The sequence below is a fragment of the Sporosarcina soli genome, from assembly GCF_042655805.1.
Taxonomy (GTDB): domain Bacteria; phylum Bacillota; class Bacilli; order Bacillales_A; family Planococcaceae; genus Sporosarcina; species Sporosarcina soli.
Genome location: NZ_JBHSNO010000008.1, coordinates 92,640 through 107,050, shown reverse-complemented (window position 1 = coordinate 107,050; position 14,411 = coordinate 92,640). Strand labels below are relative to the sequence as shown.

Below are 14,411 nucleotides of genomic sequence, written 5' to 3'. Positions count from 1 at the left end.
AAAGTTTAGTTTTCATCTTGGTTATCACATATAATGTGTTATACTAATCACAGATAATAGATAAAAAGTATAACATACATGTGGGAGGACTACTTATGACTACTTCAATAGCGATTAACGGGTTCGGACGAATTGGACGGATGGTGTTCCGACAAATGATTTTAGAGGATGATGTAACGATTGTTGCGGTGAATGCGTCTTATCCACCTGAAACGCTTGCGCACCTGATAAAGTATGACACTACTCATGGTACATTTGAGGGTGAAGTGATTGCAGAGGACGGAGCTCTAGTTGTCAACGGGAAGCGTGTGAAAATTGTTGCGGATCGGGACCCACTGAATCTTCCGTGGAAAGAGCTTGGCATAGATATCGTTATTGAAGCAACGGGTAAATTCAATTCACGTGAAAAAGCGGCTCTTCATCTTCAGGCGGGAGCACAAAAAGTGATTTTGACTGCTCCAGGAAAAAATGAAGACATCACGATCGTGATGGGAGTTAACGATGACAAACTCGATATTGACAAACATGATGTCATCTCGAATGCCAGTTGTACAACGAACTGCCTAGCTCCAGTGGCTAAAGTGCTGAATGATCGATTCGGCATTGAAAATGGCTTGATGACGACAGTCCATGCGTATACAAATGATCAGAAAAACTTGGATAATCCACATAAAGACCTTCGCCGTGCACGAGCATGTGCGCAATCGATCATTCCGACTACGACAGGGGCTGCCAAAGCATTGTCGCTCGTATTGCCTGAATTGGAAGGGAAGATTCATGGCTTGGCATTGCGCATTCCAACACCGAATGTTTCACTTGTCGATCTCGTAGTGGATGTGAAACAGGATGTCACGATTGAGATGGTCAACGAAGCTTTTGAGCAAGCTTCGAAAAATGAACTGGACGGTGTTCTCCGATTCACGACAGAACCGCTTGTTTCGATCGACTTCAATACAACAACTGACTCGGCAATCATTGACGGTCTTTCCACAATCGTCATGGGTGACCGGAAAGTGAAGGTACTTGCTTGGTACGACAACGAGTGGGGCTATTCAGCACGGGTTGTGGATTTGACGAAAAAAGTGGGAAATGCACTAAACAGTGTAAACAATTTTAAAACAGCAGTAAATGCATAATGTTTGTTCCGCCTCAACCACTAAGGAGAGGCGGAATTTTTTTATCTTTATCCGCTTGATGTCCTGGCGTGACGGATAGGGATTAGAAGAGGCAGGTTCATGTCGGACTATTCGGAATGTGGGGGATGAGACAATTCTTTCAACTACATTCCGATTTTTTGAGGGCGTTCTGTTATAATTAAGTTACTATCTATGGAAAAGCGGAGGAAACAGCTATGATATGTCCAGCATGCCAGTATAATGGCACCCGGGTCGTTGATTCTCGGCCGGCAGAAGAGAATCGATCGATACGACGCCGGAGGGAATGCGAAAGTTGTGCATTCCGATTCACGACATTTGAAAAAGTGGAGGAAATGCCTCTGATTGTCGTGAAAAAGGACGGTAGCCGGGAAGAGTTCAATAGCGAAAAAGTGTTAAGAGGGTTAATCCGGGCATGTGAGAAACGCCCTGTGTCGCTGGAGGATTTGAAAACTATCGTCTATACAATTGAAAAAAATTTAAGAAGTGCAGGTGTTGTGGAAATCAATTCGGATGAAGTCGGCGAAATGGTGATGGAACAATTGATCGATGTCGATGAAGTTGCTTATGTCCGATTCGCTTCTGTGTATCGTCAATACCAAGATGTGACGGTGTTCATTGAAGAATTGCAAAACTTGCAGAAACGGACAAAAAAATAATGTAAGGAATTTATCCCGCATTAACGGGCAGTAAGACTCCCACCTTAAGACTTAAGTAAAACGATAAGGATAGGTGGGAGATCAACTGCCAATCGAACAGCGAAGGGTTCGATTTGCCTTAATTTCTGCGCCCTTTGCAGAAATTAAGGCACTTACAGGACGCCGTGAACTTAAGTTGCCTTCCTTCAGCGGGTAGTTTGGATATCCGTTAAAGGAAGATAAAAGCCCGATTGGTTCGGGCCAACACGATGTTGGTCACACAAGCGTTGTCACAGGACGTGACGCTTTTAGCTTGTGTTCCCCTCAATCAGTGGGGGATGAGGAAAACCCCCACTGATTGAAGTTTCACTTTATGAATGGAAAGGAGGGGTAAAGTGGCACATCTCTATAAAGAACTGCAACCAGTCGATGCATACACCATTGGGTTGCCACATCCATTCTCGGATTATGACCGTCAACTCCTCACTTTATTTTATCAGCCACTGATCGGCCCTGATGCGTTAAGTCTCTTCATGACACTTTGGGCGGATGGGGAACAGGGAAATGCCATTACGTATAATCACTATCATCTGATGAACATTTTGACGATGCCCCTTGGACGTGTGTTTGAAGCACGTATTTCATTGGAAGCAATCGGTCTTTTGCGGACGAGAAGAAAGAAGGAGGGGGACGTAAGGGAATTCATCTACGAGCTTTTGCCTCCTCTTGATGCAAAAGCTTTTTTCTCAGATCCCTTATTATCGACATTTTTATTTAGCAAAATAGGAGAGCAGGCCTATCGGAATTTAAGGGGACATTTTGCACTCGATCAAGGATCAGATGATGGGTACGAAGATGTCTCTCGCACATTCATGGATGTATACAAGCCCGTACCGCAGAGCTTTAGTGAAGAAATGTTGAACGAAAATTTCCAAGGCCGGAATGAACCGAAACCGGTTCCGTTTGTCGAATCCTCTTTTGATTTTGACCTTCTCAAAGCCGGATTATCCGAGCAGATGGTTCCGCAAGCTACATTGACTGCAGTATCCAAGGAAACGATTGCGAAGTTGGCATTCCTTTATTCATTGACCCCATTGGATATGCAAAAAGTTGTGATGATGGCACTTGATGAAGATCTTCAGTTGCCGGAAGAACGCTTGCGTAAAGCTGCAACTGAATTTTACAAAATGAATGTATCGAAAGAGCCTCCTGTTCTACGGAAAGTGTACGAACAAGAGCAACCGATGCAACAAGTGGAACTGAAAACCCGAGACGATGAATTGGTGCATTATCTTGAACATACACCACCCATTGATATGCTCCGTGATATTAACGGGAAAGAACCGCTACCTGTAGATGTGGAGCTTGCGGAAAGACTAATCCATACACATGGTTTGTCCATAGGTGTTGTCAATGTCTTGTTACAATACGTTCACTTGCGCAATGACGGCAAAATTACGAATAAATATGTAGAGCGAATCGCTTCCCATTGGATGAATAAGAAAATCGAAACGGTGCGGGCTGCGATGGAAATTTCGCGGCAAGAGCATGATCAGTATATTAAATGGAAAAACGAAGGACAAAAGGCGCCGACAAGACGGAAATCCGGACGAGAAGAGCGGGTTCCCGATTGGTTTTATAAGAAAGAAGATAAACCGGAAAAACGGGAGCAACCGAAGAAATCCTCAACAACCGATTTCAATGTTGAAGAAGAGCGTCGTAAACTGATGAAAGAACTGGGTATTACAAGAGATGAGGTGAACTGAATTGGAACGAATCGGAGATGCATTGAATCGGGTTGTGAAGGCTCCGACATTTGCAACACGCTATGAAGAATTACGAAAAGAAGTGATGGAGAGTCCAGGGGTACAACAATTCTTGTCGGATCATTCCACTGAAGTCGATAAGGAAATTGTGGATCGAAGTCTCAATAAGTTATACGAATATGCAACTGCTTCACATCGTTGTGACAAATGTCCGAACCTCGACGGTTGTACAAACATCATGAAAGGCTTTGAACCGAAACTCTTGATGGCGCGTGGACTGGTTGACGTAGAGTATATGAAATGCCCGACCAAGCTCGCTGACGAAGAAGTCCGCAATGTTGCCAAAATGGTCGATAGCATGTACATGCCAAAAGACGTCATGGCGGCAAAGTTGCAGAACATCGACATGTTCTTTGACGAGAGTCGGGTGAAAGTGGTCCGTGTAGCCAAAGATTTTCTGAATGCCATTGACGAAACAGGAAAGCTTCCTGAACGCGGGCTATATATTTACGGACCATTCGGGATTGGGAAGTCCTTCATTCTCGGTGCATTGGCCAATGAGCTAGCTACTCGGAAAATCCGCACAGTGGCCGTCTACGTTCCCGAGTTTTTAAGGGAAATCAAACAATCGATCCAAGATCAATCGCTCAATGAGAAGCTCGATTTTGTGAAAAAAGCGCAAGTGCTGATGTTGGACGACATCGGTGCGGAGGCAGTGACGGCTTGGACAAGGGATGATGTTCTTGGAACGATTTTGCAATACCGGATGGCTGAAAAACTGCCGACCTTTTTCACATCGAATTTCAATCTGGATGATCTTGAACATCACTTGGCTCATACACAACGAGGGGAAAGGGAAATCGTCAAAGCTGCACGGATCATGGAGAGGATCCGTATGGTCAGCATTCCCGTGCAGTTGGATGGGGAAAACCGGCGACGCTGATAGAAGAGTGGTGGCTGGTAGACTTTTCTAGCGCCGCTTTGAGAAACAGCGCTAGGTCGGTCCAACCCGTTACTTGATGGGGCGGAAATGTATAGCGAAGGTCACAAGTTTTGAAAATGACTTGCATTTTCGCAAAAATCGACGTATACTACAAATTATTCAATAAACTGAAATGCAAGGACGAGGACAACAATCGATTTGTCGACTTACAGAGAACAGGGTCATTGGCTGGAAGCCCTGCAGAACAGACAGACGATTTACCACCTCCGAGCAGCGTTGGTGAAACGATACTAGTAACCGATGACGGAACCCGGCCCGTTAGCCGATGTCAAGCTTCATCTTTCTGTCAATTGTTATGACAGATGGAAGAAACAAGGGTGGAACCACGAGCTAAAGCTTCGTCCCTTTCCAGGGATGGGGCTTTTTTTGTTGCTTAAAAAGAAAAAAGGAGCGTATTCAAATGGCAGAAATGATTAACTTAACATTTCCGGATGGAGCGGTGAAAGAATTTCCGCAAGGTACAACTACAGAGGAGGTTGCGGCATCGATCAGCCCGGGACTTCGGAAAAGTGCATTGGCAGGAAAAATTGGCGATCAGCTAATTGACTTGAAAACGCCGATTAAGGAAGACGGCGAAATTGCGATCATTACGCCACAATCACCAGAAGCTTTAGAGATTTTGCGCCATAGTACAGCGCATTTATTGGCACAAGCTGTCAAACGGAAGTTTCCGGACGCGAAGCTCGGTATTGGCCCTGTGATCGATAGCGGATTTTACTACGACATCGATTCACCGGAGCCGATTACGGCAGACGACCTACCGGAACTGGAAAAGGAAATGAAAAAGATCATCGGTGAAAATGTCGAAGTGATCCGTCACGATGTAACGCGTGAGGAGGCAGAAAGTCGCTTCAAAGAGATCGACGATGAGTACAAACTGGAACTGCTTGAAGCGATTCCGGAAGGCGAACAAGTATCCATTTACGAACAAGGGGAATTCTTCGACCTTTGCCGTGGTGTCCACGTACCGTCAACAGGGAAACTGAAAGAATTCAAATTGCTTAGCATCGCGGGCGCCTATTGGCGTGGAAACTCCGATAACAAAATGCTACAACGGATTTACGGAACAGCATTTTTCAAAAAAGATGAATTAAAAGAGCACTTGCGTCTACTAGAAGAAGCGAAAGAACGGGATCACCGGAAAATCGGGAAAGAACTCGATTTGTTTATGAACTCCCAAAAAGTAGGCCAAGGCTTGCCGCTCTGGTTGCCAAAAGGTGCGACAATCCGCCGTGTCATTGAGCGCTACATCGTCGATAAAGAAGAAAAACTAGGCTATGACCACGTGTATACGCCGGTGCTCGGAAGTGTGGAACTCTATAAAACATCCGGTCACTGGGGTCACTACCAAGACGGCATGTTCCCAGTCATGAGCATGGACAATGAGGATCTAGTTCTTCGTCCGATGAACTGCCCACACCATATGATGATTTACAAAAACGGCATCCATTCTTATCGGAATTTACCTATCCGAATTGCAGAGCTTGGTATGATGCACCGCTATGAAATGTCCGGGGCGCTATCCGGTTTACAGCGTGTCCGTGGGATGACATTGAATGATGCACATATTTTTGTGCGACCGGATCAAATTAAAGAAGAATTCAAACGTGTTGTTCAGCTTATTATCGATGTCTATAAAGATTTCAATATCACTGATTATTCCTTCCGTCTTTCTTATCGTGATCCAGAAGATACGCAGAAATATTACGATGATGATGAGATGTGGGAACATGCACAACGCTTGTTAAAAGAAACGATGGACGAAATGGAGCTAGACTATGTAGAAGCGATTGGGGAGGCAGCTTTCTACGGACCGAAGCTTGATGTTCAAGTGAAAACAGCAATTGGAATGGAAGAGACGCTCTCTACTGCACAACTGGACTTCTTGCAGCCTGAACGTTTTGACTTGACGTATGTCGGAGAGGACGGTAAACACCATCGTCCAGTCGTCATTCACCGTGGCGTCGTTTCGACGATGGAACGTTTCGTTGCTTTCCTTATCGAAGAATACAAAGGGGCATTCCCGACTTGGCTTGCACCTGTTCAAGTCGAAGTGATCCCGGTTTCACCGAATGCTCACTTCGATTATGCAGATGGAATTCGTGAAAAGCTAGTGGCAGCAGGATTCCGGGTGGATATCGATAGTCGTGACGAAAAAATCGGTTATAAAATCCGGGAAGCGCAAATGCAAAAAGTGCCTTATATGCTAGTGCTTGGTGACAAAGAAGTGGAATCCGGTGAAGTGAATGTCCGTAAATACGGAGAACAAAAATCGGAAAGCATGCCGTTTGAAGCATTCTTGGCGAAATTAAAAGACGAAGTGGTCAACGTCTAACTCTTTTCGAATAAAGTAATTGACACATATCTTTATCCATGATAAAGTAATTAAGGTTAGTAATGACTGAATACAGTTTGTGGTATAAGAAGAGGCTACCCGCTTCTCACCTGTTTGACGCCTAACCGTTGTTGACAGGTCAGCACATGAGTGAACGTGCCGTACATCTTGATGTGCGTACACATACGCGGGTAGACAAATTTCATTTGTCTACCTTTTTTTATTGGATGGACCTGTGGGACCGACCTAATCAGGCGGTATACCCAAACCATGTATTCGCGAGATTATATCCGGAGGTGGATTACTATTAGCAAAGACATGTACGTAAATGAGGGCATCCGTGCCCGCGAGTTGCGCATTATCGACCATAACGGCGAACAGCTCGGAATCAAATCCCGCAACGAGGCATTGGAGATTGCCGCTCGTGTGAATTTGGATCTCGTCCTTGTCGCTCCACAAGCGAAACCCCCAGTAGCTCGTATCATGGACTATGGGAAGTTCAAATTCGAACAGCAGAAAAAGGACCGTGAAGTACGTAAAAATCAGAAAATCATTCAAGTTAAAGAAGTCCGGTTAAGCCCGACAATTGATGAGCATGATTTCCAGACGAAATTACGTAACGCGATTAAGTTCCTTGAAAAAGGGGACAAAGTGAAAGCGTCCATCCGTTTCCGCGGACGTGCTATCACGCACAAGGAGATCGGACAACGTGTTCTTGACCGCTTCGCAGAAGCGTGCAAAGAAGTATCGACGGTTGAACAACGACCGAAGATGGAAGGCCGTAGCATGTTCCTAGTGCTGGCGCCAACCGCAGAAAAACAGTAACAACGAAAGATTTAGGAGGAACAGATCATGCCAAAAATGAAAACTCACCGCGGCTCAGCGAAACGTTTTAAAAAAACCGGAGCTGGTAAAGTAAAACGTGGCCGTGCTTACACAAGTCACCTTTTTGCAAACAAGTCGACGAAAGCGAAACGTCATTTACGTAAAGCTTCCCTCGTTTCTTCAGGCGACTACAAACGCATTCGCGAAATGATCACATACATGTAATAAGAAAATTCAATCGGACAGAAAAGCAGGAGGTAATGAACTATGCCACGCGTAAAAGGTGGAACAGTGTCGCGCAAGCGTCGTAATCGAGTACTAAAATTAGCAAAAGGCTACTACGGGTCAAAACATAGACTTTACAAAGTTGCAAACCAACAAGTGATGAAATCACTTAACTATGCATACCGTGACCGTCGTCAAAAGAAACGTGAATTCCGTAAACTTTGGATCACACGTATTAATGCGGCAGCACGTACAAACGGTCTATCTTACAGCACACTTATGCACGGATTAAAAGTTGCTGGTATCGAAGTAAACCGTAAAATGCTAGCTGACCTAGCTGTAACGGATGCACAAGCATTCGCACAACTAGCAGAAGCAGCAAAAAAATCAATCGCAAAATAAGAAACCAATAAGAAACCGCCTCGCGAAACGGAGCCACTCCGGGACTTGGGGCGGTTTTTATTTGTACTGAAATGGTGTAAAATGGGAATAGAGAAAAGGAGGGGGAGCGAATGGAGTCTGTGCTAATCAGTTGGATCATGTTCATGTCAATCTGGGCGTTCGCTGCGATGGGATATGATAAAAGTCAGGCGAAAAAGAAACAGAAGCGCATACCTGAGCGGAATCTATGGCTGCTAGCTCTTTTAGGGGGAGGCATCGGTGCTTACATCGGCATGCAGATGTTCCGACATAAAACAAGGCATACGGCATTCCGGGTAGGATTTTTTGTAATAGCCATTGCTTATGGTATCGGACTTCTTTATCTTCTTGGTGTCGATTTACCGGGGCTAACGACAGCATAAGAAAAAGCCCGATAAGCAACCGGGCTTTCTGTCGTCATCCAGTCTACGGGCGTTAGACGCCCTGCGCTTTTGTTTATTTCATCAATTGTTCAATTGGGTTTTTCCAGCTGATGTCTGCTTTTGGATAATTGGATAGAATTTCTGATTTGAGGAATTGGAAATCGTCTTTCGTGAATCCTTGTAGTTTCGCTTCGTCTTTTACCCAAACGAAAATGGAGACGACATCAATGGAATCATGAGTGGTACCCAAATACTTTTCACCTTCAAAAAGTGCACCTTTGTACGTGATGAAGAAATTTTTCCGCACATTTTTTACATCGTCATAAAAATAAAATTGCTCTTGCTCGTATGCCTCATCCAATTTCCGTTTGGCGTCTGTTAAATAACGAATCCCGCGGTAAAATAAATAAATGATGAGTGCAATAATGACTAAGCGGATCAGAAAGCCCATGACAGATCCCCCTTACTAATTTTATGGTACTCTCTTATACGGATGACCAAATGATTTGGTTTCAAGAAATTCAAAAAAAGTGGAGGTTTTTTTATGCAACTAACAACATTATTTTCTATGCAACGGGAACTGGATGCTTTTATCCAACAAAATCGGGACAAACAGACAGATGTCTTTTTAGAAAAAGGCCTAGCACTTCTCGTAGAATTGGCTGAACTTGCCAATGAAACACGCTGTTTTAAATTTTGGAGTCAAAAAGGTCCGTCGGAAGAAACCGTTATCCTTGAAGAGTATGTGGACTCCATTCATTTTCTACTATCACTTGGGATTGAAAAAGGGCTGGATTCCCTTGCGGACTGGCCAGAAGGGGAAGTGCAAGGAAATCTGACACAATTATTCTTGAAGGCCACTGCAGTCATTTATCGCTTTTTAGACCAGCTTACAATGGAAGCTTATCGGGAGATTTGGATTCATTACGGAGCGATCGCAAAGAAGCTAGGGTTTACAAATGAAGACATTATAAAAGCATACATAGCAAAGAATGAAGAAAACTATGACCGGCAAAAAAGGGGATACTGAATAAGTTTTATAGAAAAATCAAAAAATTGATTGACAGAAACCTCCGATTAAAAAATAATAGAGATAGAAAGCGAAATATTAAGGGGGCGTAAGTGTGATTGAATGGAACAAAGAAGATTTTGGCATGCGTTTAAAACAGTTAAGGGAACAACGCGGATTATCGATGATGGCTTTTGGAACCGCAATCGGTACATCTGCAAGCCGCATTAAAGATTGGGAAAAAGGAAAAAATGCACCATCTGCCGCTTGGATTGCAAAAATTTCTGAACGCTTTAATGTTTCGACGGACGAACTCATCTTAGGGACTGGGAATGCCTCGACCCCATTTAAAACATCCGGCGCAACAAATGCGGAAATGCTCTATGAAAAGTTGAGAGAGTCAATTATGAGCGAGGTGGAAACAAGTGAACAAGTAGAGGCGATGGATGAGTTGTATGCCGAAATCGATGCGCAAAATAAAGAACGGTATCGGAGCGGGAAAGGGAGAAGGTTGGCAGAACGTGAATTACTTGCGATTTTAACCGAATTGCCGAAAAAAGAAGTCCTTGAGTTACTAGAGCTGGCTAAAATGAAAAAACGCTGGTTATGACTGCATCGAATTCCCCGAAAAAGAACAATGGAAAGCATCTACGACGATTCACGAAGAAGAGATGCTTTTTACTACTTCTACTATTGGGTCTTTGTGCTTTTGAGCTTTACCGAAGTAATGCGACAGTCGGTATTACGCATTATACCCTCATCTCAGAAAAACTACCCGATGCATTTAATCACTACACAATTGTCCAGCTATCGGATTTACATGATGCCGTTTATGGCAAGGATCATGAAGTTGTTGTGCGTAAAGTGAAGACGATCGCACCTGATGTAATTTTCATTACGGGTGATTTGATCGATAGCAATCGCTATCATCTCGAACAAAGCTTGCGGCTTGTAGAACAGCTTCAAACAGTTGCGCCGATCTATTATGTGACCGGCAATCATGAAATTGCGACGAATGATGTAGAATATATAAAAGGCGAACTTGAAAGATTGGGTGTTTATGTATTAACAGATGAAGCATATAGGATTACTCGACCATCTGATCATTCGATCGTAATAGGTGGAATTGAGGATCCATTGGCAAGTGAACAAGAGGACGATATTGCAGTGGAGACATCGATTCAACGGACGTTTCGGCAAGTGCCCAAAGAGCAATTCAAAGTGCTATTATCCCACAGGCCTGAACAATTCGAAGTCTATGTCGAACAAGGCATCGATGTTGTTTTTAGCGGACATGCACATGGTGGACAATTTCGGATTCCGGGACTCGGGGGGCTTGTATCACCGGGAGAGGGATGGTTCCCGAAATATACATCAGGCGTACATGAGAAAAATGCAAGTCGATTGATTATAAGCCGCGGCCTCGGAAATAGTATCATACCGATCAGGATGTTGAATCAGCCGGAAATTGTTGTTGTCACCTTACAACAAACGGCTGACGAATAAAAAGCGTAAAAGGGAAATACCTTTTACGCTTTTTATATGAAACTAGGTAAATTTTCAAGTATGATTGAATAAAGAGGATGTTTTGATTATTTGATAAAGGAAAGGGAGAGGGCTATGAAAGCATTTATTCATGAAGCGGGAGAATTGAAAATAGGCAATATGGAAGAGCCGATTGCCAAGAAGGATGAAGTCATTGTTGCCCTGAAAGTTGCCGGCTTAAATCGCCGGGATTTATACATACCTGCACGGAGAGGAAATGCGCCGGAAGCATTAATATTAGGGTCGGATGGTGCTGGTATCGTTGAATCGATCGGTGCAAATGTGAAGAATGTTCAGGTTGGAGATGAAGTGATCATCAATCCATCGCTCCGGTGGTTTGAAAATAGCGATGCACCACCGAAAGAGTTCGATTTGTTGGGCATGCCAGACCATGGAACATTCGCAGAGAAAATCGTTATCTCTGAAGAGCAATTGGAAAAGAAGCCTGCCCATCTTACTTGGGAAGAAGCGGGAGTGTTGGCCTTATCTGCACTGACGGGTTATCGGGCACTCTTTACGCAAGGCGGATTGAAAAAGGGAGATACGGTATTTATTCCTGGAGCGGGTGGGGGTGTGTCGAATTACTTGATTTCTTTTGCCAAGAATATCGGCGCACGTGTCATTGTGACGTCCCGCAGTGAAGAGAAGCGAAAACAAGCACTTGAACTAGGGGCCAATCGAGCGATTGATACGAATGGGGATTGGAAGCAGGAATTGAAGGGCGAGACAATTGATCTTGTCATTGAAAGTGTCGGTAAAGCGACGTTTAACCGCTCTTTAAGCGTTTTGAAAAAGGGCGGCCGTATCGTTGTGTTTGGAGCGACAACGGAAGATGTCGTTGACTTCGATTTACGATCGTTTTTCTATGGTCAATATCAGTTATTCGGTTCGACGATGGGAAGCCGTGAAGAGCTACGGGAGATGCTTACCCATCTCGAAACGTACGGTATGCGGCCGGTTATCGATCGCGTGTTCCAACTGGATGAGGCGCAGCAAGCGTTTGATTATATCGAAGAAAGCAAACAGTTCGGGAAAGTGGCGCTCCTGATATCGAAATGACTTTTTTGTCAGTATTTTTCACAAAAATGACTATCCTATATATGTGGATATGACCTATACTATAGGTGATGAAAGGTGGCATTAAATATGACAGAAAAAGTCGTTCCATTAACGGATTTACAAATCGCTTCCCAGGCAACTATGCAACCGATTGCCGAAATAGCGGAGAAAGCGGGTATACCAGAAAATGCTGTAGAACCTTATGGGCGATACAAAGCAAAGATCGATGTCTCCCAATTGCCGGCAAAGAGCCGGGACGGAAAAGTCGTGCTTGTAACGGCGATAAGCCCGACACCGGCTGGAGAAGGCAAATCGACGGTAACCGTCGGTTTGGCCGATGCATTATCTAAGCTAGGTGAAAAGACGATGGTTGCCTTGCGGGAGCCGTCCTTGGGTCCTGTCATGGGTATAAAAGGCGGTGCAACAGGCGGCGGTTATGCCCAAGTATTGCCGATGGAAGAGATCAACCTGCATTTCAACGGGGATATCCATGCGATTACGACCGCAAATAATGCACTGAGTGCAATGATCGATAATCATTTACATCAAGGAAATGTATTGCGGCTCGACCCACGTAGAATTACGTGGAAACGCGTTTTGGATATGAACGATCGGGCGCTCCGGAAAGTGACGATCGGACTTGGAGGGCCGGCTCAAGGGGTCCCACGGGAGGATGGCTTCGACATCACAGTCGCTTCTGAAATTATGGCTGTGTTCTGCTTGGCGACTAGCTTGCAAGATTTGAAAGAGCGGATTGCCAGGATCGTGATCGGCTACACATATGATAAGGAAGCGGTGACCGTTCGTGATCTAGGGGTACAAGGGGCGCTGACATTACTTCTGAAAGAAGCGTTCAAGCCGAATCTGGTCCAGACGATGGAAGGAACACCTGCGTTGATCCATGGGGGACCGTTTGCGAATATTGCGCATGGCTGCAATTCGTTGATCGCGACAAATATGGCACGCCAATTAGCTGATATTGTGGTGACTGAAGCTGGATTCGGCTCCGATCTCGGTGCAGAGAAGTTTATGAATATCAAAGCACGGAGAGGCGGATTTGCACCCGATGTCGTTGTTGTCGTCGCGACGATCCGTGCGCTCAAAATGCATGGAGGCGTGCCGAAATCGGCGCTAGGCGATGAAAATGTACAGGCGGTTACTGCTGGGATCGCAAACTTGGCCAAACATATTGATACGGTTCACGCATTTGGCGTAAAACCGGTCGTTGCACTGAACCGCTTTATAACAGACACCTCTGATGAGCATCAAGTGGTGCTGAATTGGTGCCGAGCAAATGATGTGAAAGTGGCGCTTACGAATGTTTGGGAAGAAGGCGGTGAAGGCGGAATCGCCTTGGCAAAGGAAGTTGTCGGCTTAATGGAGGAACCGACTCAGTTTACGCATTTATACGATGTAGAACAATCGATCCATGACAAGCTGACAACAATCGTACAAAAAGTGTACGGTGGGGAAGGTGTTAGGTTAACTGACCAAGCTTTGAAAGATCTGCAGCAAATTGAAAAGAACGGCTGGGAAACATTGCCGATTTGTATGGCGAAAACCCAGTATTCATTTTCGGATGATCCTAAACTGCTTGGGCGGCCCGATGGCTTTACCATCACCGTACGTGAAATCATTCCGAAATTGGGAGCCGGTTTCCTAGTTTGTCTGACGGGGGATATTATGACAATGCCGGGATTGCCGAAAACGCCAGCTGCTCTCAAGATGGACATCGACGAAAATGGCAATGCTACCGGATTAACTTAAGGCGACAATCATGAAAATGCAGGACGTCCACTGGCGTCCTGCATTTTGTTTTGCACAGATTTAACTTAAGTCCCCCACTTCTATAAGTGGTGGGATGAATGCTAGTAATGCATTCCATTCAGTGGGGGTTCAAACCCCGGCTGAATAGAGGAACTCAGGCTAAGGTCGCCGCGTTCTGAATGAACGTGCCTTAATTTCTGCAAAAAACGCAGAAATACGGCAAATCAAACCCTCCGCTGTTTGATTGGCAACGCCTGAGTGACCAACATCCTGTTGGCCCAA

Annotated in this window: 15 protein-coding genes; 14 read left to right on the top strand and 1 reads right to left on the bottom strand. The window is 44.8% G+C overall.

What is annotated here, in order from left to right; all coding sequences use genetic code 11:
* Positions 1–95: 95 nt before the first annotated feature.
* From ACFPRA_RS15810 to ACFPRA_RS15770, 9 genes are all read left to right on the top strand, one after another.
* Positions 96–1,136: a glyceraldehyde-3-phosphate dehydrogenase gene (locus ACFPRA_RS15810; protein ID WP_381436716.1), complete on the top strand. Its 1,041-nt coding sequence runs from the start codon at positions 96–98 to the stop codon at positions 1,134–1,136.
* A gap of 215 nt (positions 1,137–1,351) precedes the next feature.
* Entirely contained in the window at positions 1,352–1,813 is a 462-nt protein-coding gene (gene nrdR / locus ACFPRA_RS15805; protein WP_381436713.1) for a transcriptional regulator NrdR, read from the top strand.
* A 374-nt stretch (positions 1,814–2,187) separates the two neighbouring features.
* Positions 2,188–3,558, top strand: a complete 1,371-nt coding sequence (locus ACFPRA_RS15800; protein WP_381436711.1) for a replication initiation and membrane attachment family protein — start codon at positions 2,188–2,190, stop codon at positions 3,556–3,558.
* A 1-nt stretch (position 3,559) separates the two neighbouring features.
* Positions 3,560–4,501, top strand: coding sequence for a primosomal protein DnaI (gene dnaI, locus ACFPRA_RS15795; RefSeq protein WP_381436708.1), 942 nt, complete (start codon positions 3,560–3,562; stop codon positions 4,499–4,501).
* 460 nt (positions 4,502–4,961) lie between these two features.
* Positions 4,962–6,896, top strand: a complete 1,935-nt coding sequence (gene thrS, locus ACFPRA_RS15790) for a threonine--tRNA ligase (protein ID WP_381436706.1) — start codon at positions 4,962–4,964, stop codon at positions 6,894–6,896.
* 318 nt (positions 6,897–7,214) lie between these two features.
* Positions 7,215–7,721: a translation initiation factor IF-3 gene (infC, locus tag ACFPRA_RS15785; protein WP_381437573.1), complete on the top strand. Its 507-nt coding sequence runs from the start codon at positions 7,215–7,217 to the stop codon at positions 7,719–7,721.
* A 27-nt stretch (positions 7,722–7,748) separates the two neighbouring features.
* Positions 7,749–7,946: a 50S ribosomal protein L35 gene (gene rpmI / locus ACFPRA_RS15780; protein WP_239390354.1), complete on the top strand. Its 198-nt coding sequence runs from the start codon at positions 7,749–7,751 to the stop codon at positions 7,944–7,946.
* A 42-nt stretch (positions 7,947–7,988) separates the two neighbouring features.
* On the top strand, positions 7,989–8,348 hold the full coding sequence (gene rplT, locus ACFPRA_RS15775) for a 50S ribosomal protein L20 (protein WP_239390353.1): 360 nt from the start codon (positions 7,989–7,991) through the stop codon (positions 8,346–8,348).
* Positions 8,349–8,458: 110 nt separating this feature from the next.
* Complete coding sequence (locus tag ACFPRA_RS15770) at positions 8,459–8,749, top strand: DUF1294 domain-containing protein (RefSeq protein ID WP_381436702.1); 291 nt, start codon at positions 8,459–8,461, stop codon at positions 8,747–8,749.
* Positions 8,750–8,822: 73 nt separating this feature from the next.
* Here the strand turns inward: ACFPRA_RS15770 and ACFPRA_RS15765 are convergent, their stop codons facing one another.
* Complete coding sequence (locus ACFPRA_RS15765) at positions 8,823–9,200, bottom strand: sigma-w pathway protein ysdB (protein ID WP_381436700.1); 378 nt, start codon at positions 9,198–9,200, stop codon at positions 8,823–8,825.
* A gap of 93 nt (positions 9,201–9,293) precedes the next feature.
* Between ACFPRA_RS15765 and ACFPRA_RS15760 the strand changes: the two genes are divergently transcribed.
* The 5 genes from ACFPRA_RS15760 (at position 9,294) to ACFPRA_RS15740 (ending at position 14,129) form a co-directional block, all read left to right on the top strand.
* Positions 9,294–9,779: a dUTP diphosphatase gene (locus ACFPRA_RS15760; protein WP_381436697.1), complete on the top strand. Its 486-nt coding sequence runs from the start codon at positions 9,294–9,296 to the stop codon at positions 9,777–9,779.
* A 94-nt stretch (positions 9,780–9,873) separates the two neighbouring features.
* Positions 9,874–10,368 (top strand): helix-turn-helix domain-containing protein, encoded by a 495-nt coding sequence (locus tag ACFPRA_RS15755; RefSeq protein WP_381436695.1) that lies wholly within the window; start codon positions 9,874–9,876, stop codon positions 10,366–10,368.
* Positions 10,365–11,264, top strand: coding sequence for a metallophosphoesterase (locus ACFPRA_RS15750; RefSeq protein WP_381436692.1), 900 nt, complete (start codon positions 10,365–10,367; stop codon positions 11,262–11,264). Before ACFPRA_RS15755 ends, ACFPRA_RS15750 begins: the two co-directional genes overlap by 4 nt.
* 114 nt (positions 11,265–11,378) lie before the next feature.
* Positions 11,379–12,362, top strand: a complete 984-nt coding sequence (locus ACFPRA_RS15745; RefSeq protein ID WP_381436688.1) for a zinc-binding dehydrogenase — start codon at positions 11,379–11,381, stop codon at positions 12,360–12,362.
* 87 nt (positions 12,363–12,449) lie between these two features.
* The gene (locus ACFPRA_RS15740; RefSeq protein ID WP_381436686.1) at positions 12,450–14,129 is read left to right on the top strand and encodes a formate--tetrahydrofolate ligase; all 1,680 of its coding nucleotides are present in this window, start codon (positions 12,450–12,452) and stop codon (positions 14,127–14,129) included.
* The last annotated feature ends 282 nt before the right edge of the window (positions 14,130–14,411 follow it).